Below are 26,181 nucleotides of genomic sequence, written 5' to 3'. Positions count from 1 at the left end.
TAATGAGAAAAACCTATACATTTTTATTGTTTTTTTTTGTAACACTTACCGTATATGCGAGGGATATTAGTGACGTAGCGGCAAGGGATACAAACGAAGTAATAAATTTAAATAGTCACGCTTATTCAAACAGGCTGACCGATCCTAAACAAACCGTTGAGGATGCGACCAAAGCGCTGACGCTGGCCACCAAACTCAACTATATGGATGGCATTGCGGAGTCATATCGTGTTATAGGCATTGGAAAATATTACCTTGACCAGCCCGAAAAGGCTATTGATAATTACCTTAACTCGCTGGCTTATTTTGGTAAAGCCAACAATTTGAGGGGCGAGGCCAAAGTTTATAACAATATAGGGGTGCTATTTCGTGACCATGACTATGACCGTTCATTGGTTTACCTGAACAAATCATTGGTGATAGCTCAAAAAATAGGCGACGATAAGCTGATAGCTGCTTCATACCTGAATATAGGGAACACCTACAACCGCAAAAACAACTTTTATCAGGCGCTTAATTATTATGATAAAAGTTACCACCTGTTTAGTAAACTAAAGGATTCGGTGAATTTGATACAGTGCCTGTTAAACAGGGGTGTTATATTTTATAAGCTAAAGGATTATGATAAGGCGCTGGGGTTATTGCTTGAGGCCAATAAGGGGGCAAAGTCAAGAGACCTGAATGAATCTGTAGCCAGTATTGACCTTACGCTGGCGTCTTTATACATGGCGCAGCGGAAATTTGACGAGGCCGAAAAAATGGTGCAGGAAGGTACCGCTTACACACAGCTTGTGCGCGACCCAAAACTCGAATATGACTACAAATACACCACTTATGAGCTGGAGGTTAACAGAAAGAACTTTGAAAACGCGCTGATATCATTAAGGGAAATATATAAGATTGACAGCGCCACGTATAAAACAAATGTATCGGTACAGATGAACCTGGTTGAAGCCAAGCGCAAACAGGAAGAGCAACTTAAAGAAAATGAGCGTATTGCGGAGCGGCAGGCTTATGACCGATCAAGGTTTTGGGCGGTATGTACCGTAGCGGGTTTGTTGCTGGTGGTTATTGGCCTGTTGGTTGGTAATGTAAAACGTAAAGCAAAAACCAATGCCCAGCTTACCATGCTTAACGGCGAGGTTTTAAGGCAAAAGGATAACCTTGACCGTATAAACCATCATTTGGAAGAGATAATTGATGAACGTACCAAGGATTTGCAGATAAAAAACAAAAAGCTTTCTGAGCACTCGTCCTACCTGTCGCACCAGATCAGGGGGCCAATCGCTACGCTGCGGGGCTTGATAAATCTTGAAAAGGAAGGCCTTGTTAACCAGCAGGAATGTATTGATATGATGGATAAATGCGTTTCAGAGATCGACGAAAAAATAATTGAAATGAGCGATATGCTGCATAATCCGTCACAAGGCGGCAATGCCTGAGCCGCCGGTCTTCTTTTTTCCCTTAATTCAGATTAAAAGCCCTGGGCCAGGTAGAGTGGATCTGGGCCTCAAAAAGCCCCAGGTAAATACAGTACCACGATATCATCTGTAAAATGAGCAGCTGCCGGTGCTTATCATAACCCTCTGTTTCAAAGGCAATGGTTTCTTCGCCTGCTGTAACAAAGAACCTGACTTCGCCATGTCTTGGTTTAAATCTTGATTGTAAAAGGTCAAAGGCCTTAACCTTAAGTTTGCTCTTAGGGTCATGGATGGTACCATCTTTCAAGTCCTGATTTTTTGTGATAGATATAAGATAATTTGACATACATTCTCCTGGTTGCCCTGTAAAATGTATAATCCGCAATTTTTACTCCAAACTTTTATCAATACCAATAAAGCACGCTTATTTGCGTGCTTTATTTTGTATTTATCCCGAAAATTTACTGTAGTTAAAGATATTTAACCTGTATGTAATAAGAGCCGATGGGATACGCCGGACTTGTGTAGCAATAAATATATTTTACCTGGGTAACTGTAAGGTTTACAGAACACATGTAACAACAAACTATAGCGCTAAGATGCTTTTATTGCGCAATTCTTCGTAAAGCAATATCACTTTGCGTTGAAGGTTTGATATCTCTGATTCGCGGTCAACAAGTTTCTTTTGAGCGATACTTAAGTTTGATGGCGTAAGGTCAATTTCTTCTGAATCGAGGGCCAGCATTTGTGCCACATTTATTTCAAAAATATTTGCAATTTGTTCCAGGCGCGACAGGTTAATATCGGTTACCCCGGTTTCAATTTTTGAAAAAGCAGGAATAGATATACCTAAACGGTTTGCTACGTCCTCCTGGCTCCATCCGTGCTGGTGACGCAGGGCCCTGATATTCTTTCCTACAGATTTGTTTGTTTTCTTTTTAGTATTATCGCTCATGTCAATGTTTCCTCTCAATTAAGTAAGGAAACACGTCCAAATGGTATGCCATCAATAATTCCCCTTAAACGATACCCATTTTGGGGTATTTTTAAGGGGAATTATAAAAAAGCGGGGAAAAAATTACACAAAAATGGGGTTTAACTCTTAGTTTATATTGTTTATTATGTAAAGTTTCGCGAATTTGAGCAGCAGTTGCTTCTGGCCAATCTCTTTAAAAAATATGGTGGCCTTAATATCCGGCTTATTGCCTTCAAGGTTTAATACCTTGCCAAAACCAAACCGTTCATGTTCAACCTCCATGCCTACTTGCAGGTTTGATGTATCAGATGGCTTAAAATTAGCCGAGGGTATATGCGCCTTAGCCAGTATAGATGTAGTTTTTACGGGTGCCGACGTGGCCGGCTTTGGCTTTGAAAACGCGTCGGCCTGTTTGCCGCCGCTCCAGGCTTTACGGTCATCATCAAAAAACGGGTTATTGCTGGTTGATGGTTTGGCGCTGTAATCAAGTTCCAGGTATTTGGCATCTATTTCGTCAAGAAAACGGCTGGGTTCGCAGCTGATGAGCGTACCAAACTTAAACCTCGAAGTAGCATAGCTAATGGTGAGCTTGGTTTCGGCACGGGTTACCGCCACATAAAATAAACGGCGTTCCTCTTCCAGGTCGCTGCGCGAGTTGAGCGACATTTGAGAAGGGAACAGGTTTTCTTCCAGCCCAACCACGTACACCTGCGGAAACTCCAGCCCCTTGGAGGAGTGTATGGTCATTAACGATACCGTATCGGCATCGGGGTTCTTATCATTGTCATCATTGGTAAGCAAGGCAATATCCTGCATAAAAATATCCAGGCCTTTTTCTTCAATATCCTCTCTTTCTGAAAACTCCTTGATCCCGTTCAGCAGCTCCTGTATGTTTTCATGCCGGTTTATTCCTTCAACAGATTTATCTTCATACAGGTCCTTCAGCAGGCCCGAGTGCTGCGCTATATAAACGGCCGATTCATAGGCTGTTTTTGTTTTTGACAGCACCTGGAAACTCTGTATCATGGTGGCAAACGTGCCAACTGCTGCCGATGTGCGCCCGTCCAGGTATTTTGACGGCTCAAGGATTACTTCCCACAGGCTTATCTGGTTTTGGTCGGCACTAACAATAATCCGGTCAACCGTGGTATCGCCAATCCCTCTGCGCGGGTAATTGATAATGCGTTTCAGTGCTTCCTCATCATTAGGGTTAAAGGTGAGCCTGAAATAAGCTATCAGGTCCTTGATCTCCTTACGTTGATAAAAGGACAAGCCGCCATATATTTTATAAGGGATACCCAGTTTACGCAGGGCTTCCTCCATAGAGCGCGACTGTGCGTTGGTACGGTACAGTATGGCAAAGTCATGCCATTTGCGGCCTTTTAAACTACGGTCCTGCATAATGGTTTCGGCTACCATTTTGCCTTCCTCGTTGTCGCTAAAGGCGCGCATTACCTTTATTTTATCGCCAGCTTCTTTTTCAGAGAAAACATTCTTTTTAAGCTGCTCTTTATTATTGCTGATGATGCTGTTGGCAACATGCACAATGTTTTGTGTTGAACGATAGTTTTGCTCCAGTTTAAATACTTTTAAATCGGGGTAATCCTTTTCAAAGTTTAAAATGTTCTGGATGTTTGCCCCGCGAAAAGCGTAAATACTTTGGGCATCGTCGCCTACCACACATAAATTTTCATTTACGGCAGCAAGTTTTTTTACAATAAGGTATTGCGAAAAGTTGGTATCCTGATACTCATCAACCATCAGGTATTTAAACTTATGCTGGTATTTGTTTAGTACCTCGGGATGTAGTTTCAACAGTTCGTTAGTTTTATACAGCAGGTCGTCAAAATCCATAGCGCCGGCCCGGTAGCAGCGTGTGGCGTAATTTTGATATATAAGGCCCATCTGGCCCCGGCCGCTCGAAAAATCGTCGGCTTGTATCTGCTCGTTTTTCTGGTATTCCTGCCATGATATCAGGTTGTTTTTTGAGGCCGATATGCGGTTGAGCACAAAGTTTACGCTATATAGCTTATCGTCAAGGTTCATTTCTTTTAAAATGGCCCTTATTACGCTCTTGCTGTCGTCGGTATCATAAATGGTAAAGTTGCTGGGATAACCAATTTTTTCGGCTTCCACACGCAGCAATTTGGCAAATACCGAGTGAAAGGTGCCCATCCATATATTTTTGGCCTCATTGCCAACTACGTGGGTAATACGCTCGCGCATTTCGCGGGCGGCCTTATTGGTAAAGGTTAGCACCAGTATATTAAAGGAATCTACCCCTTTGCGTATCAGGTGCGCCACCCGGTAAGTAATAACCCTTGTTTTGCCCGATCCGGCACCGGCAATGATCATTACCGGTCCTTCGGTTTGTTCAACCGCTGCCCTTTGTTCGGGGTTTAAACCCTGTAAATAATCCAAAATCTTTTCCTCTTTTCTTGAAACAGCGAAATTAAGGTTTTGGGCCGAAAGCTGAAAGTAAGAAAGAGAACCGAAGGGTCGAAAAATACTAACAATGGGTGAAGAAGGTGGATAAGCCAGAAAGGGAAGATCAAAAAATCAGGTTTAAGTATATAGCTTTTTAGCTTTTTGATGAATACCTGGTGGAATGCCTGTTTGTTTTCTGTAAAACCAATCTCAGCTTTTGCCGTTCTGCTTTTACGTTTCACCTCATTTATATAACTTAGTAAAATGAAGTTTCTGAAATATTTACCAGCCGCGTTTTTGCTTATTGTTATGGTATCATGCAAACCTAAACCAAAAGCTACCGCCATACCTGTGGTGGGCTTTGTGGATGCCTTTGAAGATGCCACTATAGCACAGGCCCGTGCCGGGTTTACCGCGGCTTTAAAAAAAGAGGGCTTTAGCGAAGATAAAAAAACGGTACAGATAGAGTACCGCAATGCCCAGGGCAATATCCCTACACTCACCCAGATCGTCAATTACTTTGTATCTGAAAAGGTAGACCTGCTGGCGACATGTACTACTTTGGCCACGGTAACAGCTCTGCAAAATACCAAAACCATTCCCGTTTTTGCCATGGTGTCGCCCGTGCCTGAGCGCATGAAGGTTGTTGACGCTAATGGTAAGGCCCCGGCCAATCTTTTTGGCGCTCTTGAGGACCTGAATTATATTGATACCTCATTTTCCATAATTCCTAAGCTGCTTAAACCCAAAGGCGCAAAGCTGGTGATAGGCATGATCTATAATCAATCGGAGCCGCAATCGGCCGATGCGCTTAGCCGCATCAAATCATTGGCTGATAAACAAAACGTAACCGTTGTGGCTTTGCCCGTAAACTCTTCGGCCGATGCACAATTGGTTACTCAATCATTGCTCAGCAAGAACATAGATGCTTTTTTTGCCAATCCGGATAACACGGTATTTGCTTCTTTTGAAACTATACTAAAGAGCTGTGAACAAAAGAACGTTCCGATATTTACCAGCGAAGCAGGTTTGGTACAACGCGGGGCCGTAGCCGCTTTTGGCGCCGATATTTATCAATGGGGGTACCAGGCCGGTGAGCAGGCAGCATATTTTCTTAAAAACCATAAAACGGGTGGCTTAACACCCCAAATGGTAAAGATCAGGAAACGGGTATTTAACCCGGCTGCTGCCAAAAAGTATAATATTACAGTGCCGTCAGATTTCGAAGCTGTTAAATAAATGGATTTTTACCTTACCGCTTTATTACAGGGACTTTGCTTTTCGGCACTGGCATTGGGTATTTATATCTCCATGAAGATATTCAATATCCCCGATATTACCACTGATGGCAGCTATACCCTGGGTGGCGTGGTTACCGGTATTATGCTTACCCACCATCAGTCGCCATACCTTATTTTACCTGCGGTAATCATAGCGGGCGGCATTGCTGGGGCTTTAACCGGATTGATCCATACCAAGCTCAAAATAAACGCGCTGCTGGCGGGTATCCTGGTGATGACAGCGCTTTACTCCGTAAATCTTACCATACTGGGCAGGTCAAATGTGCCGCTTATTGGTGTGCCTTCATTGTTCTCGCTGGTGCAAGTAGTTACGGATGCCAACCAGAACACTTTTTGGATATTACTGGTATTTGTTGTTGTGATTACCTTTTTAATAGGGTACCTGCTCAAAACTGATTTCGGCATAGCCATGCGGGCAACCGGCAACAGCGAATCCATGATCAGGGCGTTGGGGGTAAATACCGATCGTATGAAAATTACCGGCCTTGCCCTGGCCAACGCGCTTACCGCCTTAAGCGGTTACCTGATTGTTCAGCTTCAGGGTTTTGCAGATATTAGTATGGGAATAGGTATAGTGATAGTGGGGCTGGGTTCTGTTATTATTGCCGAAACGCTGATCAACTGGTTTCGCATTACCCGGGTTTGGATCAGTTTGGTACTGGTACTTACCGGCGCCGTGATCTTTCAGCTGGTTTTAGCGCTTACTTTAGCCATAGGTGTTGATCCTAACATGCTTAAAATAGTAACCGCGGTTTTTGTATTGCTGATAGTAAGTTTACCCCGTTTATCATCTCTTAAAGCATCATGATAGTTATTAACGATGTTCATAAAATTTTTAACAGGGGTAAGGCCAACCAGGTAAACGCGGTTAACGGCATCAGTATTGACATTGTCGACAGCGAGTTCCTGGTGATCGTCGGTTCTAATGGTTCGGGCAAAACAACCTTGCTTAACCTGTTAGCCGGCAGCGTGTTCCCTGATCAGGGCAGTATCATTATTGATGGTAACGATGTAAGTAAACTACACGATTATCAACGCAGTCAGTGGATTGCGCGGGTTTTTCAGAACCCTATGAGCGGAACGGCATCTGATCTGAGTATATTGGATAATTTCAGACTGGCAGCCATACGCACCCGGGCTAAAGGCCTGTCCATTGGCATCAATGATCACTTTAAGCAGCAGGTAAAGGAAAAAATAGCTACGCTTGGCATGGGGCTTGAAAATAAGATAGAGCAGCCCATGGGTACACTCTCCGGCGGGCAGAGGCAGGCCTTAACTTTGCTGATGAGCGTGATGGACAGCTGCAAAGTATTGCTGCTTGACGAACCTACCGCCGCGCTCGACCCGCGCTCGGCAGATGTGGTAATGCGTACGGCCGATAAGCTGATAACTGATTTCAAACTGACCGCTATACTCATCACCCATAATTTAAAAGATGCTTACAACTATGGCTCGCGCATTATTCAGATGGGGGAGGGCCTGGTAACGAAAGATCTGGACAAAAAACAAAAAGCAGATTTAAAACAAAACGACTTGTTCGACTGGTTTAGCTAAAAGATGAGGAGGGATTTACGGGTTTTTAAAAACTTCGAAAATCGTTAATGACGTGTGGATATTTTGCTTCATTAAAATTAAAGTATAAAATTTCAATTGCCTGTTAAGTAATTTTTATAAATTGCCAGGGCGACATGATTAAATCCTTAACCCTGGTAATTTTTATAGTTCTTGCTGCATCGCTGTTTTGTACAGCGCATGTTCGTAAAGTTGAATTAACCCATAAAATAGTATCCGCAAAAACTTACTTATATCCGGATAGCATTTCGGCCGACAGTATCCTGCATTTTGCCCAATCTTTAATAGGTACGCGTTACCGTTCCAGGTCATCAAGCCCAATATTTGGCTTTGATTGCTCGGGATTTGTAAGTTATGTTTTTAAGAAATTTAATTTTAACGTACCCCGTTCTTCCCGTGATTTTATAGATGTTGGCAAAAAAATAAAACTGGAAGATGCCCGGCCCGGTGATATCATATTATTTACCGGTACTAAAAAGTATACCCATAAAATTGGACATGTAGGTATAGTATATTGTACCGGGAGCGACGAATTTAAATTCATTCATTCTACATCTGGTAAAGAACATGGCGTTACCATAACCAGCATGGATAAAACCTACAAACGCCGCTTTGTGCAGGTTATACGCTTGCTGATATAACTTATACCAACTGTCTGAACAACAAACAAAAGTCAGATTTTAACCAAAGTGATCTTTTTGATTGTTGGGGTTAAAAAATGGCAAAGTAATTGTATGGTATCAGTTCTATGAAAAACAATAATTTTGAAGCCATACTCGACGCTTACCAGTTAGTGAGCGGCGCGAAAATAAAAGGAAAAAAACAAGACGAAATTTTTGAACTGGGCACATATGATGCTTTAAAACGCGGGTACATCCTGTATCCCCTGGAGCACGGTGTTAAGTATGATGATTTCAGCGTGATCATATCTGAAAACGAATTAAAAAATAACTTTTTGATTGAAGGAGCTAAGGCAAATGCCGCCATTGCCGCTTAAGCGCATAACAAAAATGTATTCTAACATTACCAATTCAAATCATTAAAACTGATCTGGATTGGGTTTGTACACAGCATTTTGCAATTTCCTGCAATAAGTGTAAATTTGCAAAAAAATAAATGATGCTGTTCAATAATTCATTCTGCACAAAAAACGTAATGTGGCCCATGGTGGCCCGGCAGAAGGGTTATGCATCAATGATACTCTTCTCAAGTCCGGTTTAGCAAAAATTTTATTACGCGGACAGAATTATTACATCATTATTTATTAAGCATTAAGATTGCGCTAAGCGATCTGCAATACATTTTTGAAATTTATGGACACTTATTACACCATTGAAGAAAAATATTTGAAGGCCGTTGATGAGGTATCTTACGGAGAAACCCATAAAGGGTTGAACTTACTTAACGAGATCATCAGCATTGAACCTGAGTATGCCAGGGCTCACTATCAATTAGGCCTGATTTATTATTACAATATAAAGGATTACCAAACCGCGGGCTATCATTTTAAAACCTGTATGGAATTGGAGCCTGCATTTCCTGATAACTATACAGATTACCTGGATCTGCTTGTTTTTTTAAATATGGATAAGCTGGTAGCATCAGTATCGGTAAAAGCTTTAAATAACCCTGGTGTTGAGGCTGCCGATGTATACAATCTGTTGGGTTTGCACCATGAAAAGAACAGGCTTTGGACAAAAGCCCTTGAAGCTTATCAAAAGGCATTTTTAGCAGTGACCGAAAATGTAGTAAAGGATGATATTGAAAAGAGCCTGAAAAGGGTTCGTTCAAAAATGCAGCAAATCCAGGCATATGCCTATCATATTACGGAGTAAGCGCGTGGTGGGAGGGAGCCTCACCCAACCCTCTCCAAAGGAGAGGGCTTTTCCTTTGTACTCTGCAACATAGAACGGTAACCAGACGGATGTGTGCTTATTGATACTATAAAACAAACGGTGTCATTGCGCGGAGGACGATAATCAGACGTCATGGGTTTATTAGTACTATAAAACAAACACGTCGTTGCTGTAGAGCAATGACGTGTTTTATTATAAAACAAGAAAGCGGGCTTATGCCCGCTTTCTTGTTATCCTTATCCTTATCCTTATCCTTATCCTTATCCTTATCCTTATCCTTATCCTTATCCTTATCCTTATCCTTATCCTTATCCTTATCCTTATCCTTTATTTCTTATTATTCGCCCGCACTGTTTTTACCTGCGCTGGGGTAATGGCCGGGGCTTTGTTGCCAAAGCTATTGCGGACATAGGTCAGCACATCGGCAATTTCCTGGTCCTTTAAAAAATCATGCGAGGCCATGCTGTTGGAGTAGGTTTCGCCGTTGATCTCTACATCCTCGTTAAATCCGTTCAGTACAATTTTTATCAGCTTTGTTTTATCGCCTAAAACATAGGTGGTTTTAGCCAGCGGAGGGTTCATATGCGGCACGCCTAACCCATCAACCTGGTGGCACGATACACAATATTGGGCAAATACCTTTTGTCCGGCAGCTATTGATGCTTTTAAATGAACAGCGGTATGCCTCACCGGTGTTTTGGCCCTATGTTTGGTTTGTGCTTGTAAACTGTTGGTAAATAATATGACTGCTGCTACCAGCAGGGGGGCTTTTTTAAAGTCCATTGTTATTTTTTATAAGATATTTTGTAAATAGTTCCCTGGTTGTCATCAGTCACATAAAGTGACCCATCGGGGCCTTGTGCCAGTCCGCAGGGACGATGTTCGGCCCTGCCCGATGCTGTTTGGGCAGCCGTACCTGCAAAACCATCGGCAAATACTTCCCACTGGCCGGCAGGTTTGCCATCTTTAAACGGTTGAAAAACTACAAAGTAACCGGCCTGAGGTTCGGGGGCGCGGTTCCATGAGCCATGAAAAGCTATAAAAGCACCGTTCTTATACTTTTCAGGAAACTGGCTGCCTGTATAAAACAATAAGCCGTTGGGCGCCAGATGGCCCGGAAAAGCAACCACAGGGTCAATAGCATCCTGGCCGCCTTCTTTTTTGCCGTCACCGCCATACTCTGGCATCAACAGTTTTTTGTGTTGTTCCTGATCGTAGTACATGTAGGGCCATCCGGCGTTATCACCTTTTTTAATGGCGTACATACACTCCGCAGGTAAAATAGCCGATTGTTTAGTGTCAAAATATTGAGGGAACAGATCATGCAACTGGTCGCGGCCATGCTGCATTACAAACAGTTGATTGTTTTGCTGGTTCCAGTCAAAGCCAACAACATTGCGCAAGCCTGTAGCATAACGTACGCCATCGCCATAGTGCTGATTGAGCTTATCGGCTTTAAATTGCCAAATGCCGCCCGCCGAATCTAAAATAGGACAGCCTTTTTGACCCGGAGAACCCTTTTTACGATCCTCAACCTGGCACGCGTTTGAGTAAGCCCCAATATTTACATACAGGTTTCCATCATTATCAAGCGTAATGGCCTTTGCTTCGTGCTCACGACGGCTTAGCAAACCGGTAACAATTTTTTCGGGCTGGGCAGGGTTGATCACCTCATTTTGAGCATTCAGTTTAAAACGAAAAACCTCCTCATCAGACGATGCATACAAGTAGCCGTTTTTGACATATACGCCCGTTCCGCCAAAAGTGCCAAAGCCGGTTTTTACAGTGGCTTTGTCACCTTCCTGGTGCAAAAATAAAATGCCTTTACCATTTTTGGGCCTGCTTAACTTAACGTAAATATCACCCTGCGGCGTTACGGCTATTTCGCGCGTGCCACCCAGTTTATCAGCAATAACAGCAGCATTAAAACCTGCAGGCAACTTTAAACCGGCTCCGCCATCGGTGGTTGGTGTGGTAGTAGCGGTGGTGTCGTTATTATTATTTGAAGGTTCGTTGCTTTTACAGGCACTAAATAATATGAACCCTGTTATTGCTGCCATAGGCAGTAATAGAGAAAGTAATTTTCTGTTTTTCATGACAATCGATTAATGGGTTATCAAATTAAATAAATATACAGTGAATAAGAAAATCTGTTTTGTAGTAATGCTATGACAATTGCCTTATGCTAATAATTACTCCCTGTTTTATAGCTGTTTAAACAAGGATGGCGATAGTAATTAAACCATTGTGTTACCAGGCCGTCATAGTTATATAAATTTTAGAAATGATGAAGAAGTTAGCCATATTATCAACCATAGCAATAAGCGGATTGTTTTATACCAATTCCGTAAAAGCACAAGTATCCATACATCTTGGTATAAACATACCCGCACGTCCTGTTTACGTTCCGGCTCCGCGCCCTGTAGTGGTTGAAGAAGCTCCGGTATACGATGATGACGTTTCGTACGACGACGATTATTATTACCTGCCCGAGGTTGAGGCATATTACAGCGTGCCAAGGCATTGTTACTACTATAACGACGGTAATGCCTGGATAACCGCAGCTTACCTTCCCGGTGCATATCGCAACTATGACTGGCGCACTGCCGTAAGGTATGAAGTGCGTGCTTCCCGCCCTTATTTGCATCATGATGTTTATAGGTCAAGATGGGGTGGTTATGCCGGTGACCGCAGCAACTGGGGCCGTCGTTTTGAAAGCAGAAGCGGATACGCTTACCACAGCCGTGATTACCGTGGATGGAACAGGGAAAACTATGACCGTGGTAATTGGAACAGAAGAGATAACGACCGTGGCAACTGGAACAGAAGAGACAACGATCATGGTAACTGGAACAGAGGAAACAACGATCGCGGTAACTGGAACAGAGGAAATGACGACAGAAGGAATAATGACCGTGGCAACTGGAGCAACAGACGCTCAGATAACCGGGACCATGGCAACCATGGCAGCGAACGTTTTGCTCAAAACGGGTTTGGTATAAGACACTAAAGCAAAGGGTTAACAGCAGATATTAATATTCATTTCCCTACATATATTATGAAAAGATCGCCTGTTATGGGCGATCTTTTTTTGTCAAATTTTAAAGCTACAGCCATATTCTCAATTATTTTTATGAAGGCCTTAAATTTACTTTTTATTAATATGCATAACCATTTATACTGAAGAGGCTCTTTTCTGTTACCATTTATATCATATATTTGGATAAATAACACTAAGTATCTTGAAAAAGAAATTATCTATTATTGATATTGCTAACAGTCTGAACATATCTAAAACAACCGTTTCATTTATTTTAAATGGCCGGGCACGTGAAAAACGAATAAGTGAAGAATTGGTTGACCGCGTTCTAAAATATGTGAAAGAAGTGGGTTACAAACCAAACTCACTGGCCAAAAGCCTGCGAACGGGTAAATCAAATATTATTGGTTTGCTGGTGCAGGATATATCCAATAACTTTTTTGCCAGCATTGCCAGACAAATTGAAGATCGTGCATACAAGAACGGGTATAAGATAATTTACAGCAGCACCGATAACGATACGCAAAAAACACAGGAAATGATAGCCATGTTTCGCGACAGGCATGTTGACGGATATATCATTGTTCCGCCCGAGGGTATTGAAGAGGACATCAGCGCGCTGATTAAAGACGGCCTGCCGGTTGTATTGTTTGACAGGTACTTGCCTAATGTTAAAACCGATTATGTGGTGGTTGATAATTTGTTCAGTACCTACAATGCCACCCGTTACCTTATAGATAAAGGCCGTAAAAACATAGCCTTCATCACTTTTACTAACCAGCAAACACAAATGCTCGACAGGTTAGAGGGTTATAAAAAAGCGGTAGTTGAAAGCAAATTAAAAACCAACATTAAAGAAATTGATTTTTATCCGGAAGAAAAACTGATTGCCGAACCAATTTTAGCCTTTTTAAATGAGCATAAAGAAACCGACGCTATCCTGTTTGGTAATAATTATCTGGGTACCTGCGGCCTTAAAGTGATCAGGAAACTGGGTATAAAAGTGCCGGACCAACTGGCATTAATATCTTTTGATGATACGGTGGTTTTTGAACTATGTAATCCGCCGGTAACAGCTATCTCACAGCCCATTGATGATATTGCTGATCAAGTAATAACCATATTATTGAACAGGCTAAACTCCTCGGCCCAAAATGATCCAAAACAGCATATTACATTGCCAACTACATTAACTATCAGGGAATCAACCAATTAGTTTGAGGCGATTTATAAGCCTGATATTATTTTATCGGCCGGTTGAATGATGTCGCAATCTACCCCCTTATTTGTCTTTTTTATGCCTCACATCCTTTTGCGTTTTACTATAGTTTTGTTGTGGTAATCAACAAAATCGTAAAATAGCTTATGGAAACTTTACAGTTCACAAAAGAAATTAAAGCACCTGCCCAAAAAGTTTGGGACACACTATGGGGTGAAGACACTTATTCGCAATGGACGAGCTACTTTAATCCTAAAGGAAGCTCCTTTATGCAAAGTGATTGGAAAGTAGGCGGAAAAACACTTTTTATTGATAATAAAGGTAGCGGCATGGTAAGCACCATAAAAACCATGAACGAACCACATCAAATAGTGTTTGAGCATTTAGGAATGGTAATTGATGGCAAAGAAGATACTACCAGTGAAGAAGTAAAGAGCTGGGCCGGCTCATTAGAAGAATATCACCTTTCTGAAAGCGACGACATTACCACCCTAAAAGTTGCTGTACAAGCAGCAAAAGAATGGGAAGAGATGATGAACAATGGCTTTACCAAAGGCCTGGAAACAGTAAAGCAACTCTCAGAACAGTAAATTAACTTTTAAAAAGCAGAACCATGGAAAAGCCCGTATCAAAATCACTCGAAATCATTATTCCCGCATACCGTATGCATAGCCAAACGTTCAACAACATGCTGCATGGTGTTGAGGAAGCGGATGCACAAACACGCATTGAAAATAAAACTAACCATTTTACCTGGATGGTGGGAAACCTGGTTAACTGCCGTTATTGGCTGGCCGGTATTTTAGGTATTCCGGATAAAGACCCGAACGAAGCGCTGTTTAAGGAGGCAAAAGCGTTGGATATAAATGCCAAATACCCGACGCTGGATGAGTTAAAGAAAGAATGGCACAATATATCACCGGTGTTATACAAGAAGTTATTATCCATTGATGAGGCAGAGCTTGCCCAGGCATACCCTTTCGGAATGAATATTTCCTACGTAGAAGAGAACAAACTGAACATGGTAGGTATGTGCATAGATCGTGAAAGCTATCTTTTCGGTCAATTAGGTCTAATGCGGAAGGTGTTGGGTTATGATGCCGTAAAATATGATTTGAACGATAATTTAGACTATTAGCCTGCAGCTATACTGTGATTTGATTGAAGATAATCTGTTAATACCGAATTGTCACTCCCGTTGGCGAGGGAGCCAATTCTTTTCCGAAAAAACAAGGTAAAATCCGCATTTAAATAACGTGCAAATACGGTTACTATCACGCTAAATATTATATAATTTTATATATATTAAATAGCTACCGTGTGGGTTAACTATTCCATAAGTTGATACGTAAACCTACTGATATAAAAAGTGCTTTATGGAAGACGGACCTTGTTACCGGAATCAGATCTCGAATACTGAAAAAATAATAGCGGGGTTTATACTTTGCTTTTTTATACTATCAACGCTTACATTGATAATAGCTTTTTGGCCCGATAGGCTACCTTCAAGCGGTAAAATAGCAAGATATGAGTTTAAGCTATTTAACATGACCCTGTTGGATAGTGCCTGCATAAACCAAACAAACGCCGGAAAAGCCATTTACAAGCAACCAGCCGACACAACCAAGCGGGTAACAGCCGATACTTTAAAAAAAGATACTTCAAAAAAAGCCATTCAAAAATCAGATAAAACCAATGCTACGGTTAGTCGCCAGGGGTGTATAAGGCAGGTTAATATACGGGATACCATACAGTTTAATACCATTATGTTTTTATTGGTGGCGGCAGCAGGCTTTTTGGGTAATATGGTACATATTTCCACTTCGTTCACCACCTTTGTGGGAGCCGGGCAATTTAAACGCAGCTGGTTGCTGTGGTATTGTGTTAAACCATTCACCGCGGCCGCGTTAGCGCTCATAGTTTATTTTGCATTTCGCGCCGGGTTTTTAAACTCAAATGATCCAGGCAACACCCTCAATATTTATGGCATCATGACCATATCGGCCCTGGCTGGTTTGTTTACAGATATAGCTACGCAAAAACTCAAAGAAGTTTTTGAAGTGATATTCAGACCTAATGAACCCCGGCCAGATAGTTTGAAAGACGAGAAAATTTGTTTTGTTGATACCAATCCCGAAACGTTAAATATCATACAGTCAAATGATATCGTGATAACCGGCGAAAACCTCGACAAGAAGAAATGGACCATTAAGATCAACGATATCAAGGTCAATGACGAAATAATTGTAGTAACCGCTAAGCTGATACACTTTACCTACACGCTTACCGAAGCCGACAGGGCTAAGGGTAAAGTTATATTAACCGTAGCCAGCGGCATTGACAAACCGGAATACACTTACCAGTGGGACCTTGCCGGTTAGCCAAATTGCAGGTTACAATATACCTTTTAAAACCTTCCACACATTGGCGGCGGCCACTTTAGCGCCTTTTGCTGTAGGGTGGATGCCATCGGCCTGGTTTAAGCCCGGTACTCCGCCTACACCCTGCAACAGGAAGGGTACAAGGGATACATTATTTTTGGCCGCAAGGGCAGGGTATACAGCTTTAAACTTATTTGAATAGTCGGCGCCCATGTTTGGCGGTACCTGCATACCCAGCAGTACAATTTTTACATTTGGATATTTGGCTTTTACCTTATCAATAATACTTTGCAAATTTTTGCTGGTTTCAGTTACCGGGATGCCGCGCAAACCATCGTTACCTCCCAATTCCAGTAAAAAAACGTCTATCTTTTGTTTTAGCAGCCACGCAATACGGGCATTTCCGCCGGCCGTTGTTTCACCGCTTAAACCCGCGTTAACTACTTTATAAGGTAATTTCAATGAATCGATGGTGTTCCTGATCACCCCGGGAAATGCTTCTGAAGGGTCATCCAATCCGTAACCCGCTGTAAGGCTGTTACCAAAAAACACAATAGTTTTTAGCGACGAAGTATCAGCCTTAACAGCCTTTGTACTTTGTGGGGTAGCGTTATCGTCTGCCGGTTTCTTTTTTTCGCCACAGGCCGCAAGGGCCATTACTGCCAGCAAAATAATAGTTAACTTGAATTTATGCATAGCCATTAAGCGTTGGTCCTTAATATTTCGAGCGGAGGCTTATTTAAAACGCCCCTGCTATTTAACAAGCCAATGATAACGGTTAGTATGGATATAATGAAAAATAATATAACTCCCGGCCAGTAATTTACGGCATAGGGTATTTCAAAGCTGTATTTTGCCAGCAACCAGCTGGCGCCAACGGCTATCAATATACCTGTAAGGGCCGATAAGCTTCCTAAAAACAAGTATTCCAATGCGGTAATAGCAAAAATTTGCCTGCGGCTTGCACCCAGTGTCCGTAACAGAACACTCTCCTGTATGCGCTGGTATTTACTTATACGTACCGAGGCTACAAGCACCACAATGCCTGTTATGATGCTAAACGCGCTCATAAAACGGATTACATAACTTATTTTACTTAATAATTCATCCAACACACTTAAAACAAGGCCCAGGTCAATGATGGATACGTTAGGGAAATTGCGTACAATAACCTGCTGAAAAGCAGCCGATATCTTGTTTGACGGTACGTGGGTAAGCAACACCTGAAATTGTGGTGCATCCTCCAGCACGCCTGTAGGGAAAACTATCTGAAAATTAGTTTGCACCTTACCCCAGTTCACTTTGCGCACACTGCTTACATAGGCGGGCAATTGCACACCCTGCACATTAAACACCAATTTATCGCCCGGTTTCAGGTTTGCGCGTTTTGCCAGGTTTTCTTCCACAGATACAGGCACATCTTTGCCGGGTTGGGCTTTGCCTATCCAGGTACCATCGGTTAGTTTTTCAGATTCGGAAAGCGAATCGCGGAATGTAACACGGTACTCATAAGCGAACACACTGTGCTGAATTTTAATGGTGCTATCCTTTTGCAGATCGGCAGCTGTTTTACCGTTTATCTGTTCAATTCGTAAAGTTACAATGGGTACCTGCTGTATCACGGGCAAACCTTGCTTGCGGGTTAAACCGGCAACAGCATCTTTTTGACTGGTCTGGATATCAAACAATATCATGTTTGACTGGTTGCCACTGCTTGAAAGGTTAACCTGATTTATCAATAAGTTCTGGATAAAAAACAGGATGCAGATAAACATGGTACTTAACCCTATGGATACCATAAGCATAAGTGTTTGGTTATTTGGCCTGTACAAATTTGCAAAACCTTGCCGCCACAAATAGCTCCAGGAGCCGTTGATCAGCAGCTTTACCAGCTTCATTAGCAAGGAGGCAACTGCCGCCAGTATTATAAAAGCTATCAGTATACCAAGCGTAAATAACATACTGCCCAGCCAGCTATCTAACTGTAAAAAAGTAAAACCGATGATGAACATTACAATCAGTGCGTAAACCAGCCAGCGTATTGGATCGCGCCGGGGAGCAACATCGTCAAAAGAAAGGCGCAGCGTATTTAAAGGAGATATGTTACGCACCGATATTAAAGGCAACAGTGCAAAAAGTATGGATATGATCATCCCCAGTAAAATGCCCTGCCCAATAGCCATCCATGATATTTGAACCGATATGGTAAAAGGTAAAAAATCCTTAAAGATCAAAGGCAGTAAATGCTGTATTGCAGTACCTAATGCGGCGCCGGTTACAGAGCCAATAAGACCGATGCCTAATATTTGTATGAGGTATATTAAAAATGCCTCAGAAGCCTTTACGCCTAAACACCGCATTATAGCAATGGAAGCAATTTTTTCGCGAACGTAAATATGTATGGCGCTGGCCACGCCAACGCAGCCAAGCAGCAACGCCACAAAGCCAACCAGCGATAAAAAACGGCTCAGATCGCCAAAGTTGCGGCCGGTGCTTTCTTTACGGCCTTCAACGGTTTCAAACCGCATACCTGCTTTATCCAGTATAGGGTCGAGCTTTTTGGTAAGCTTGTCCATATTTACAGGCTTGCTAAACTTATAGTAGAAGCTGTAAGTAACACGGCTGCCAATTTTTAACAATCCGGTTTGCTGCAGGTAATGCATGGGGATATAAACTACGGGAGCAATACCCGCCACAACACCGCTTTGGCCCGGCGCTTTATTTAAAACACCGGTTATCAAAAACAAGCTGTTGCCAATTTTAATAGAATCGCCGGTATGCGCGTTAAATTGCAGCATCAGGGTTTTATCAACCAGGGCCATTTGACCCTTTTTAAATGACGTTCCGGCCTGCACAGGTGTGGTTTCAATTGATCCGTAATAAGGGAAGTTACCCTGCAGCGCGCGTACCTGCACCAGCCTGGTGCCCTTGCTTTTAGGGAAATAAGCCATAGAAGCGAAACTCCGTTCGTTCGATCTGTCATCGCCTAATGAATCAAGCAGCTTTGTTAGGGAAGCGTCAACCGGCCGGTTACCTGATATGGCAAGGTCGGCGCCGATAAGGGTGGCTGCCTGCCCGTTTATGTCGTTCTGCACATTATACTTGAACGCGTAAATGGCAACCAGCGCTGCTATGCCAAACACAATGGCCGATACGAACAGAAAAAGCCTCGACCGGTTTTTACGGCTATCGCGCCAGGCCATATTAAACAGCCAGCGGATATTCATTTTTCGTTTATAATTAACGGAATTTATTTCCATGGCAGCCTACCCGTTAATAGTTTTTTCATCGGCAACCAGTTTGCCGCCCCTGATCCTGATAATGCGCTGTGTTTTTGCAGCAAGCTCCAGGTCATGTGTTACCAGTACCAGGGTGGTGCCGGCCTCTTTATTAAGGTCGAAGATGAGCTTTACCACTTTCTCGCTGGTTTCGGCATCAAGATTGCCTGTGGGCTCGTCGGCAAATAGTATTTTGGGAGCGTTTGAAAAAGCCCGGGCCAGCGAAACACGTTGCTGTTCGCCGCCTGATAACTGGGAAGGGTAGTGGTGGCCGCGATCGGCCAGGCCAACTTTATCCAACAGATCAAGCGCTCTTAACCGGATGTTTTTTTCGTTACGCAGCTCTAAGGGGACCATTACGTTCTCCAGGGCGGTAAGGGTAGGCAGCAGCTGGAAATTTTGAAATATAAAGCCTACATACTGGTTACGTACCTGTGCACGCTGGTCTTCGGTTAAATTGCTCAGGTTGATGCCGTTTAATTCAACAGTGCCTGAGCTGGAACGGTCAAGCCCGGCGCACAGGCCCAGCAGGGTTGTTTTGCCGCTTCCTGACGGCCCCACAATAGCGTTGGTTGAACCGGCCGCAATATCAAAATCAATATTATTTAGTACCGTGAGCGTACGCCCGGCGCTATGATAGGTTTTGCTCAGGTCTGTGATGTTCAATATAGTTTCCAAACGGTATAAGTTTTATGAATATAGATGCCTTAATAACCGCTTTGTTACTAAGCCGGTTTGCATAATACGCCGCAATTATGCCGTTTACAGCTAAACTATAGTTGAATTTTAATTTAATGACTTTAAAAGTACAATCAGAGTTTAGCCTTAAGCCGTTCCTTGAGTTCCTGTTGCCACTCGTGCTGTAATATGCTTAGGACAATAGAGTCGCGGCGGCCGCCGTTGCCATTTGGCGTGTGGCTCCTTAAAATACCTTCAACTGTACAACCAATGCTTTTCATAGCGGCTATGCTGCGTTGGTTTCGCGCATCAGCCCTAAACTCTACCCGTTTCATATCAAGCGTTTCAAAAGCAAGCTGAAGTAATAAAAACTTACAGTGTTTGTTAAGGCCTGTGCCCCTGAATTTTTCGCCGTACCAGGTATAGCCCAATTGCAGGCTTTCATATTGTGGCTGTATATCGTAAAACCGGGTAGAGCCCGCGTACTGGCCCGTTTTTTTATCGTAAACAATAAATGGGTATTCCTTTCCGGTCTCCCTTGCTTTTACGGTCGCGTCAATGTAGGTGCGCATGCCATCGGATCCGCGCGCGCTGGTTAATGAAAAGCCCCACGTATCGGGTTCATTAATGGCGAAGGGCAGTAAATTATCAAAGTCGCTGGCTTGCAGGGGTCTTAACAACACCTGGTCATCTTCTATAGTATAATCGTTTTCGGGATTGAATGTGGAGGCCATTGGTATAATTTTTATAAGCTAAAGTATCAATATTTCATTTGCACAACCAGTTCTTTGTTTAAAATCTTAAGGTTTATCAGCCATTATCTGGTCATACATTTGCTCAAAAGGCTTGTTCTTTAATTCAATGGCCACGGTCGAGTTGCGTTGCTCACAGTATTTGAGCATTTCGTAACAATCTACAATAACATCGTCATTAATGTCCTTAAAAGTCATTTCAACAACCTTGCCCGATATTTTGTAGTACTCATCTAATGCCTTAAGCCCTTTATCTGTTATAGTAATAAGCTTGGCGCGTTTGTCATCCGGCGATGTGCGCTCCGTTATCTTTTTTTCTCGTATAAGCCTGTTAATGACCTCCATGCCGGTTGTAGTTTCGGCAAACATGTAATTGATCAGGTCGCTTTTTCTTACTTCGCCTAATTGCAGCAGGCTGTTTAAATAATAAAAGCTTTCGGCAGGAGGGGCGCCAATATGGTTAACCGCAGATCTGAAATACAATGAGTAAGCGCTTAATATACGGCCCATTACTTTGAGCAAGTGTGCCCCGTTCATTATACGCTCACCCTTTTTACCGGGATGCTTAGGCTTTGGCCTTTGCTTTTGAAGATAATATCTGCAAAATGCCTCAACGTTATGGTTTGTATCAAGCTCTTCAAAGGCCGACCATTCTTCTATCAATTGTACTATGGGCTTCATTTGTTCCTATTGTGTAGTAAAATTATAAAAATATTTCTAAAAAGTTTTATTTATTACAAAATAGGAATATATTTGTCATGATGTTTCCATTTGGTTGTAATTAAAGTTTAAACATCAATATTTTGCTTTAATTCAAAATGTTTTACATTGCTAATCGTCATCATTTATAATGATGTATTTTTACTGTGGCAATAACCTACAACTTTTTAACACATCTGCCATAGAACACCACACAACATGCAAACAGATACTACCAAAACAAATAAAAAACCACCCGGGGTTTTTAGCCTGTTAAAACCCTACATGGGTTTGGTTACCCTGCTTTTATTATTTGCCCTGCTGAGTAACGGGATGAATTTGTGGTTGCCCAAGATCATAGCCGGCGGAATTGATGATTACGCCAAACAACACTTTGTGTTTAGCGATATCATTATGAAGTTTTCGCTGGCGGTGTTGTTTATTTTTATTTTCAGCTATCTGCAAACCATTATCCAAACCTACGCTTCTGAGCGCGTGGCGCGCGATCTGCGGCAAAGGCTCTCTGATAAAATTTCGAGGCAAAGCTATGCCTTTATTGAGCAGGCAAACCCGTCAAAGCTGTTAACTAACCTTACTGCCGATGTTGACTCTATCAAGTTATTTGTGTCGCAGGCGTTGGTATCTATTGTATCGTCGCTGTTTATCATTATAGGTGCAAGTATATTGCTGTTTACTATTAACTGGAAACTGGCCCTGGCAGTAATTGCTATTATTCCCATTATTGGGGGTACGTTTTTTTATGTTTTAAAAAAGGTACGTGCATTATTTATAAAAAGCCGCGGGGTTATTGATCAGCTCAACAAGGTAATTAATGAAAGTATTTTGGGCGCCGCGCTTATCCGTGTTATCAATTCGCAGCAACTGGAGTATGATAAGTTTTTGCGGGCCAATACCGAGGCTAAAGAATATGGGTTGCGGATATTAGGCTTTTTTGCCGGATTGATACCTATAGTAACGTTTACAGCCAACCTGGCCGCGTTAACTATTTTAATGATGGGCGGGCATTTTGTAATTAACGGCAGCATGAGCCTGGGTAGTTTTGCGGCATTTAACAGCTATTTATCATTACTCATATTCCCGATATTTATATTGGGCTTTATGAGCAACCTGATAGCGCAGGCTTCGGCATCATTTCAGCGTATTGGTACCGTTCTTGACGCTCCTGATATTGCACACACGGGAGTTTTAAAACAGACCCTGCGCGGCGATATTGAATTGAACGATGTATCGGTTACCTACGGGCAGAAACCAGCGCTTAAAAATATTTCATTAACAGTACCGGCGGGTTCAAAAATTGCGATAATTGGTCCAACTGCCGCGGGTAAAACTCAGTTACTTTACTTGCTCACCAACCTGATTAACCCAACCTCCGGTACGGTATATTATGACGGCCAAAGTATTGACAGTTATAACAGCGAATCGTTCCATAGCCAGGTAGGGTTTGTTTTTCAGGATAGTATTATTTTCAATATGAGCATCCGTGAAAACATCGCGTTTAGCGATACGGTTACCGATGAATCATTGGAGAAAGCTATTGAAACAGCCGAGTTAAGGGACTTTATCGACAGTTTGCCTGATCATTTAAACACCATCGTATCCGAACGCGGATCAAGTTTATCGGGTGGGCAAAAGCAACGTATCATGCTGGCCCGGGCACTCGCGGTTAATCCCAGGGTTTTATTATTGGATGATTTTACAGCGAGGGTTGACGGTAACACCGAGAAAAAGATCCTGACCAATATTCAAAAGAACTATCCGGGTTTAACACTGATCTCCGTTACACAAAAAATAGCCTCCGTTGAACATTATGACCAGATCATATTGCTGATGCAGGGCGAAATTGTGGCCAGGGGCGTACATGACGACCTGATGCATACCAGTACCGATTATGTACAGATATTTAACTCGCAGCAAAGTACCAGCAATTATGAACAGGGCATTGCTCATTAAAAAAGCCAATCAATGAACTACGATCTTAATAAGCTTAATAAAGAACAGCAAAAAACATCAACCCTTGCCGGGCTTAAAAAGCTATTGCAATTAATAGCGCATGAAAAACGCACGCTTGTTATAGCGCTAATTGCCATACTCGTTAATTCAACGCTTAATTTATTAGGCCCGCTCATTATTGGGCATACTATTGATACCTATGTGCAGCATAAGGATTACAGTGGCGTAATTCATAACGCCATATTATTGTTGTGTATGTACCTGGTGGCTTTATTTACCAGTTATAGTCAAACCACTTTAATGGGGGGCGTAGGGCAGCGTATGCTGTTTACCCTGCGTAATTCAATATTTAACAAGCTGCAGCAGTTGCCGGTAGGTTTTTTTAACCAGAATAAGGCCGGCGACCTGATATCGAGGGTGAATAATGACACGGATAAGCTAAACCAATTCTTTTCGCAATCGCTCATGCAGTTTATCGGTAACATTTCTATCATGGTTGGCGCTGGTATTTTTTTATTGATCATTAAATTTGATTTGGGGGCTGCAACGCTTTCGCCGGCTGTGCTCATTGTATTGCTTACGCTTGTTCTATCACCCTGGATAAGGAGAAAAAACGCGTTGAACCTGAAGAGTGTGGGAGGAATGAGCTCAGAGATACAGGAAAGCCTGCATAATTTTAAAGTGATCATTGCTTTTAACCGCCGCGATTATTTCAGGAAACGCTTTGAAAAAGCCAATCGCGATAATTATAAAACAGCTATAGGCGCGGGATTGGTCAGTAATGTTTTTATACCGGTTTATGGCCTGTTTGCAAGTATTGCGCAACTCATAGTGCTTGCTTTTGGTATTTACCTGATCAGTATAGGGCAGTTTTCCATTGGTATACTAATGACTTATTTATTATACGCTACCAACTTTTATAACCCGTTAAGGCAGTTAGCCGCTTTGTGGACCAACTTTCAGCTAGCTATGGCGGGCTGGGACAGGATATCACAAATCCTGTCGCTGGAAACCGATCTGCCTTTAGTACAAAACGGAATCACCGAACATGGCGCCGGGTTACTCGAGTTCAGGAACGTACATTTCGGCTATACCGAAGACAGGGAGGTGCTGCATAACATTAGTTTTAGGCTTGAGCAGGGTAAAACCTATGCGCTGGTTGGCCCAACAGGCGGCGGCAAAACAACTACTGCATCACTAATAGCGCGGTTATATGATCCGTCAAAAGGTTTGGTTATGTTAGATGGCAAGGATATCAGGACCTATAGTCCCGAAGAGCGTGCCCAAAAGATCGGCTTTATTTTGCAGGAACCATTCCTGTTCACCGGGAGTGTTAAGGAAAATATTTTGTACGGGAATGACCTGTATAAGGATTACACTAACGAACAACTGGAAAAGGTAATTAAAGATGCTAACCTGGGAAGCCTGCTTGCCATTTTTGAAAGCGGGCTTGAAACCCCTGTGGCATCCGGGGGCGACGGTATTAGCCTGGGGCAAAAACAACTGATAGCATTTATGCGGGCAGTACTGCGCAACCCGCAGGTACTTATACTTGACGAGGCTACAGCCAATATTGATACCATAACCGAAAAGTTGCTGAGCGATATTTTAGATAAGCTACCTGAAACAACCACGCGGGTTATTATAGCCCATCGCCTGAACACGATTGAAAATGCCGACGAGATATTTTTTGTAAACTCGGGCGAGGTTACCCGTGCCGGTTCGTTAAATGATGCTATGGATATGTTACTGCAAGGTAAGCGGGTTAGTTAAAGCTTGTAAGACAAAACGTTTCGTTTCGCATCGGTTTTAAAAGTCAAATTTTATAAAATAGTTGTCTGATCAACACTAAATAATTGCATAATTATTTTTACACTTGTAAATAAACTTAACCAGGTTATGCAGAAGTATAGCGGCGAAAAACGCATTTTAGTAGCCACAGATTGTATCATTTTTGGATTTGACGGCTGGAACATAAAACTGTTAGTAGTACAGCGCGGTATTGAGCCCGAAAAAAATAAATGGAGCCTTATGGGCGGGTTTATCCAACCCTCTGAGTCGCCGGATGACGCCGCTAACCGCATATTGGAATTACGTACCGGCCTTAAAAATGTTTATATGGAGCAATTTAAGGTATTTGGCCGCCCGGACCGTGACCCGGTAGAAAGGACCCTGTCCATTGCTTACTTTGCACTTATTGACATTCATAAATATGAAAAACAGCTCAGTGAGGAGTATCATCCCGAATGGTTTTTGCTTGATGAAATGCCCGAGTTGATATTTGACCATGCCGAAATGGTAAGGCTTGCCCTGCGACAGTTACGTTACAAGGCGGCATTGCACCCTATATTGTTTCAGTTGCTGCCAGAAAAGTTCACTATCCCGCAATTGCAGGCGCTTTATGAAGGTGTATATCAAACCAAATTTGACGATCGTAATTTTAGCCGTAAACTGTTATCAACAGGTTTGCTCATAAAACTACCCGAAAAGGATAAGTTATCATCAAAAAAGGGCGCTTTTTATTACCAGCTGGATCAATCACATTATGAAGAGAACTTTGAGTCGTTCCTGAACCTTGTGCCTAATCCGCAAAAGTTTTTTTAAAAGAGG

Annotated in this window: 25 protein-coding genes; 15 read left to right on the top strand and 10 right to left on the bottom strand. The window is 42.5% G+C overall.

What is annotated here, in order from left to right; genetic code table 11:
- Window positions 1-2: 2 nt before the first annotated feature.
- A complete protein-coding gene (locus J2W55_RS21155) occupies window positions 3-1,442 on the top strand; it encodes a tetratricopeptide repeat protein (protein ID WP_310100591.1) in 1,440 nt (479 codons plus the stop codon).
- A gap of 22 nt (window positions 1,443-1,464) precedes the next feature.
- On the opposite strand, the gene J2W55_RS21150 is transcribed toward J2W55_RS21155, so the two are convergent.
- The 3 genes from J2W55_RS21150 to J2W55_RS21140 form a co-directional block, all read right to left on the bottom strand.
- Complete coding sequence (locus tag J2W55_RS21150; protein WP_310100588.1) at window positions 1,465-1,767, bottom strand: hypothetical protein; 303 nt, start codon at window positions 1,765-1,767, stop codon at window positions 1,465-1,467.
- Between the two features lie 240 nt (window positions 1,768-2,007).
- Window positions 2,008-2,376 (bottom strand): helix-turn-helix domain-containing protein, encoded by a 369-nt coding sequence (locus tag J2W55_RS21145; RefSeq protein WP_310100584.1) that lies wholly within the window; start codon window positions 2,374-2,376, stop codon window positions 2,008-2,010.
- A gap of 147 nt (window positions 2,377-2,523) precedes the next feature.
- Window positions 2,524-4,818, bottom strand: a complete 2,295-nt coding sequence (locus J2W55_RS21140; RefSeq protein WP_310100581.1) for an ATP-dependent helicase — start codon at window positions 4,816-4,818, stop codon at window positions 2,524-2,526.
- Window positions 4,819-5,088: 270 nt separating this feature from the next.
- Between J2W55_RS21140 and J2W55_RS21135 the strand changes: the two genes are divergently transcribed.
- From J2W55_RS21135 to J2W55_RS21110, 6 genes are all read left to right on the top strand, one after another.
- Window positions 5,089-6,063 (top strand): ABC transporter substrate-binding protein, encoded by a 975-nt coding sequence (locus J2W55_RS21135; RefSeq protein WP_310100579.1) that lies wholly within the window; start codon window positions 5,089-5,091, stop codon window positions 6,061-6,063.
- Window positions 6,064-6,933 carry an ABC transporter permease gene (locus J2W55_RS21130; RefSeq protein ID WP_310100577.1) on the top strand — a complete coding sequence of 290 codons (870 nt, stop codon included), beginning with the start codon at window positions 6,064-6,066 and terminating at the stop codon, window positions 6,931-6,933. It abuts the gene before it with no gap.
- Window positions 6,930-7,679, top strand: coding sequence for an ABC transporter ATP-binding protein (locus J2W55_RS21125; protein WP_310100575.1), 750 nt, complete (start codon window positions 6,930-6,932; stop codon window positions 7,677-7,679). Before J2W55_RS21130 ends, J2W55_RS21125 begins: the two co-directional genes overlap by 4 nt.
- A 134-nt stretch (window positions 7,680-7,813) precedes the next feature.
- Window positions 7,814-8,338 (top strand): C40 family peptidase, encoded by a 525-nt coding sequence (locus tag J2W55_RS21120; protein WP_310100571.1) that lies wholly within the window; start codon window positions 7,814-7,816, stop codon window positions 8,336-8,338.
- 107 nt (window positions 8,339-8,445) lie between these two features.
- Window positions 8,446-8,694 carry a hypothetical protein gene (locus J2W55_RS21115; RefSeq protein WP_310100569.1) on the top strand — a complete coding sequence of 83 codons (249 nt, stop codon included), beginning with the start codon at window positions 8,446-8,448 and terminating at the stop codon, window positions 8,692-8,694.
- A gap of 316 nt (window positions 8,695-9,010) precedes the next feature.
- Window positions 9,011-9,532: a tetratricopeptide repeat protein gene (locus J2W55_RS21110; protein ID WP_310100567.1), complete on the top strand. Its 522-nt coding sequence runs from the start codon at window positions 9,011-9,013 to the stop codon at window positions 9,530-9,532.
- A 348-nt stretch (window positions 9,533-9,880) separates the two neighbouring features.
- On the opposite strand, the gene J2W55_RS21105 is transcribed toward J2W55_RS21110, so the two are convergent.
- Together J2W55_RS21105 and J2W55_RS21100 are read right to left on the bottom strand one after the other, a co-directional pair.
- A complete protein-coding gene (locus J2W55_RS21105; protein WP_310100564.1) occupies window positions 9,881-10,336 on the bottom strand; it encodes a c-type cytochrome in 456 nt (151 codons plus the stop codon).
- 2 nt (window positions 10,337-10,338) lie between these two features.
- Window positions 10,339-11,649, bottom strand: a complete 1,311-nt coding sequence (locus J2W55_RS21100; protein WP_310100561.1) for a PQQ-dependent sugar dehydrogenase — start codon at window positions 11,647-11,649, stop codon at window positions 10,339-10,341.
- 188 nt (window positions 11,650-11,837) lie between these two features.
- Here J2W55_RS21100 and J2W55_RS21095 point away from each other — a divergent pair, with 188 nt between their 5' ends.
- From J2W55_RS21095 to J2W55_RS21075, 5 genes are all read left to right on the top strand, one after another.
- Entirely contained in the window at window positions 11,838-12,563 is a 726-nt protein-coding gene (locus tag J2W55_RS21095) for a hypothetical protein (protein ID WP_310100558.1), read from the top strand.
- Between the two features lie 232 nt (window positions 12,564-12,795).
- The gene (locus J2W55_RS21090) at window positions 12,796-13,809 is read left to right on the top strand and encodes a LacI family DNA-binding transcriptional regulator (RefSeq protein WP_310100555.1); all 1,014 of its coding nucleotides are present in this window, start codon (window positions 12,796-12,798) and stop codon (window positions 13,807-13,809) included.
- Window positions 13,810-13,958: 149 nt separating this feature from the next.
- On the top strand, window positions 13,959-14,402 hold the full coding sequence (locus J2W55_RS21085; protein WP_310100553.1) for an SRPBCC family protein: 444 nt from the start codon (window positions 13,959-13,961) through the stop codon (window positions 14,400-14,402).
- A gap of 23 nt (window positions 14,403-14,425) precedes the next feature.
- Complete coding sequence (locus J2W55_RS21080) at window positions 14,426-14,950, top strand: DinB family protein (RefSeq protein WP_310100550.1); 525 nt, start codon at window positions 14,426-14,428, stop codon at window positions 14,948-14,950.
- Between the two features lie 238 nt (window positions 14,951-15,188).
- A complete protein-coding gene (locus tag J2W55_RS21075) occupies window positions 15,189-16,193 on the top strand; it encodes a hypothetical protein (protein WP_310100547.1) in 1,005 nt (334 codons plus the stop codon).
- Window positions 16,194-16,205: 12 nt separating this feature from the next.
- On the opposite strand, the gene J2W55_RS21070 is transcribed toward J2W55_RS21075, so the two are convergent.
- From J2W55_RS21070 to J2W55_RS21050, 5 genes are all read right to left on the bottom strand, one after another.
- The gene (locus J2W55_RS21070) at window positions 16,206-16,889 is read right to left on the bottom strand and encodes an arylesterase (RefSeq protein WP_310100543.1); all 684 of its coding nucleotides are present in this window, start codon (window positions 16,887-16,889) and stop codon (window positions 16,206-16,208) included.
- A 5-nt stretch (window positions 16,890-16,894) separates the two neighbouring features.
- Complete coding sequence (locus J2W55_RS21065) at window positions 16,895-19,453, bottom strand: ABC transporter permease (RefSeq protein ID WP_310100540.1); 2,559 nt, start codon at window positions 19,451-19,453, stop codon at window positions 16,895-16,897.
- Window positions 19,454-19,459: 6 nt separating this feature from the next.
- Window positions 19,460-20,149 carry an ABC transporter ATP-binding protein gene (locus tag J2W55_RS21060; protein ID WP_310100537.1) on the bottom strand — a complete coding sequence of 230 codons (690 nt, stop codon included), beginning with the start codon at window positions 20,147-20,149 and terminating at the stop codon, window positions 19,460-19,462.
- A gap of 134 nt (window positions 20,150-20,283) precedes the next feature.
- On the bottom strand, window positions 20,284-20,883 hold the full coding sequence (locus tag J2W55_RS21055) for a GNAT family N-acetyltransferase (RefSeq protein ID WP_310100535.1): 600 nt from the start codon (window positions 20,881-20,883) through the stop codon (window positions 20,284-20,286).
- 66 nt (window positions 20,884-20,949) lie between these two features.
- A complete protein-coding gene (locus J2W55_RS21050) occupies window positions 20,950-21,582 on the bottom strand; it encodes a MarR family winged helix-turn-helix transcriptional regulator (protein WP_310100532.1) in 633 nt (210 codons plus the stop codon).
- Between the two features lie 237 nt (window positions 21,583-21,819).
- On the opposite strand from J2W55_RS21050, the gene J2W55_RS21045 reads away from it, so the two are divergent.
- From J2W55_RS21045 to J2W55_RS21035, 3 genes are all read left to right on the top strand, one after another.
- Window positions 21,820-23,571 (top strand): ABC transporter ATP-binding protein, encoded by a 1,752-nt coding sequence (locus tag J2W55_RS21045; protein ID WP_310100530.1) that lies wholly within the window; start codon window positions 21,820-21,822, stop codon window positions 23,569-23,571.
- Between the two features lie 12 nt (window positions 23,572-23,583).
- Entirely contained in the window at window positions 23,584-25,344 is a 1,761-nt protein-coding gene (locus J2W55_RS21040; RefSeq protein WP_310100527.1) for an ABC transporter ATP-binding protein, read from the top strand.
- A gap of 126 nt (window positions 25,345-25,470) precedes the next feature.
- Window positions 25,471-26,175 (top strand): NUDIX hydrolase, encoded by a 705-nt coding sequence (locus J2W55_RS21035; protein WP_310100525.1) that lies wholly within the window; start codon window positions 25,471-25,473, stop codon window positions 26,173-26,175.
- The last annotated feature ends 6 nt before the right edge of the window (window positions 26,176-26,181 follow it).

This window comes from Mucilaginibacter pocheonensis, assembly GCF_031456535.1.
GTDB lineage: Bacteria > Bacteroidota > Bacteroidia > Sphingobacteriales > Sphingobacteriaceae > Mucilaginibacter > Mucilaginibacter pocheonensis.
The sequence above is the reverse complement of the archived record's forward strand: the minus strand, read 5'-3'. Positions and strand labels throughout refer to the sequence as shown.

What these genes read in the sequence shown, in the direction of transcription:
- J2W55_RS21155 (WP_310100591.1), top strand. Translation starts at nt 3, where the DNA reads ATGAGAAAAACCTATACATTTTTATTGTTTTTTTTTGTAACACTTACC.
- J2W55_RS21150 (WP_310100588.1), bottom strand. Translation starts at nt 1,767, where the DNA reads ATGTCAAATTATCTTATATCTATCACAAAAAATCAGGACTTGAAAGAT.
- J2W55_RS21145 (WP_310100584.1), bottom strand. Translation starts at nt 2,376, where the DNA reads ATGAGCGATAATACTAAAAAGAAAACAAACAAATCTGTAGGAAAGAAT.
- J2W55_RS21135 (WP_310100579.1), top strand. Translation starts at nt 5,089, where the DNA reads ATGAAGTTTCTGAAATATTTACCAGCCGCGTTTTTGCTTATTGTTATG.
- J2W55_RS21130 (WP_310100577.1), top strand. Translation starts at nt 6,064, where the DNA reads ATGGATTTTTACCTTACCGCTTTATTACAGGGACTTTGCTTTTCGGCA.
- J2W55_RS21125 (WP_310100575.1), top strand. Translation starts at nt 6,930, where the DNA reads ATGATAGTTATTAACGATGTTCATAAAATTTTTAACAGGGGTAAGGCC.
- J2W55_RS21120 (WP_310100571.1), top strand. Translation starts at nt 7,814, where the DNA reads ATGATTAAATCCTTAACCCTGGTAATTTTTATAGTTCTTGCTGCATCG.
- J2W55_RS21115 (WP_310100569.1), top strand. Translation starts at nt 8,446, where the DNA reads ATGAAAAACAATAATTTTGAAGCCATACTCGACGCTTACCAGTTAGTG.
- J2W55_RS21110 (WP_310100567.1), top strand. Translation starts at nt 9,011, where the DNA reads ATGGACACTTATTACACCATTGAAGAAAAATATTTGAAGGCCGTTGAT.
- J2W55_RS21105 (WP_310100564.1), bottom strand. Translation starts at nt 10,336, where the DNA reads ATGGACTTTAAAAAAGCCCCCCTGCTGGTAGCAGCAGTCATATTATTT.
- J2W55_RS21100 (WP_310100561.1), bottom strand. Translation starts at nt 11,649, where the DNA reads ATGAAAAACAGAAAATTACTTTCTCTATTACTGCCTATGGCAGCAATA.
- J2W55_RS21095 (WP_310100558.1), top strand. Translation starts at nt 11,838, where the DNA reads ATGATGAAGAAGTTAGCCATATTATCAACCATAGCAATAAGCGGATTG.
- J2W55_RS21085 (WP_310100553.1), top strand. Translation starts at nt 13,959, where the DNA reads ATGGAAACTTTACAGTTCACAAAAGAAATTAAAGCACCTGCCCAAAAA.
- J2W55_RS21080 (WP_310100550.1), top strand. Translation starts at nt 14,426, where the DNA reads ATGGAAAAGCCCGTATCAAAATCACTCGAAATCATTATTCCCGCATAC.
- J2W55_RS21075 (WP_310100547.1), top strand. Translation starts at nt 15,189, where the DNA reads ATGGAAGACGGACCTTGTTACCGGAATCAGATCTCGAATACTGAAAAA.
- J2W55_RS21070 (WP_310100543.1), bottom strand. Translation starts at nt 16,889, where the DNA reads ATGCATAAATTCAAGTTAACTATTATTTTGCTGGCAGTAATGGCCCTT.
- J2W55_RS21065 (WP_310100540.1), bottom strand. Translation starts at nt 19,453, where the DNA reads ATGGAAATAAATTCCGTTAATTATAAACGAAAAATGAATATCCGCTGG.
- J2W55_RS21055 (WP_310100535.1), bottom strand. Translation starts at nt 20,883, where the DNA reads ATGGCCTCCACATTCAATCCCGAAAACGATTATACTATAGAAGATGAC.
- J2W55_RS21050 (WP_310100532.1), bottom strand. Translation starts at nt 21,582, where the DNA reads ATGAAGCCCATAGTACAATTGATAGAAGAATGGTCGGCCTTTGAAGAG.
- J2W55_RS21045 (WP_310100530.1), top strand. Translation starts at nt 21,820, where the DNA reads ATGCAAACAGATACTACCAAAACAAATAAAAAACCACCCGGGGTTTTT.
- J2W55_RS21040 (WP_310100527.1), top strand. Translation starts at nt 23,584, where the DNA reads ATGAACTACGATCTTAATAAGCTTAATAAAGAACAGCAAAAAACATCA.
- J2W55_RS21035 (WP_310100525.1), top strand. Translation starts at nt 25,471, where the DNA reads ATGCAGAAGTATAGCGGCGAAAAACGCATTTTAGTAGCCACAGATTGT.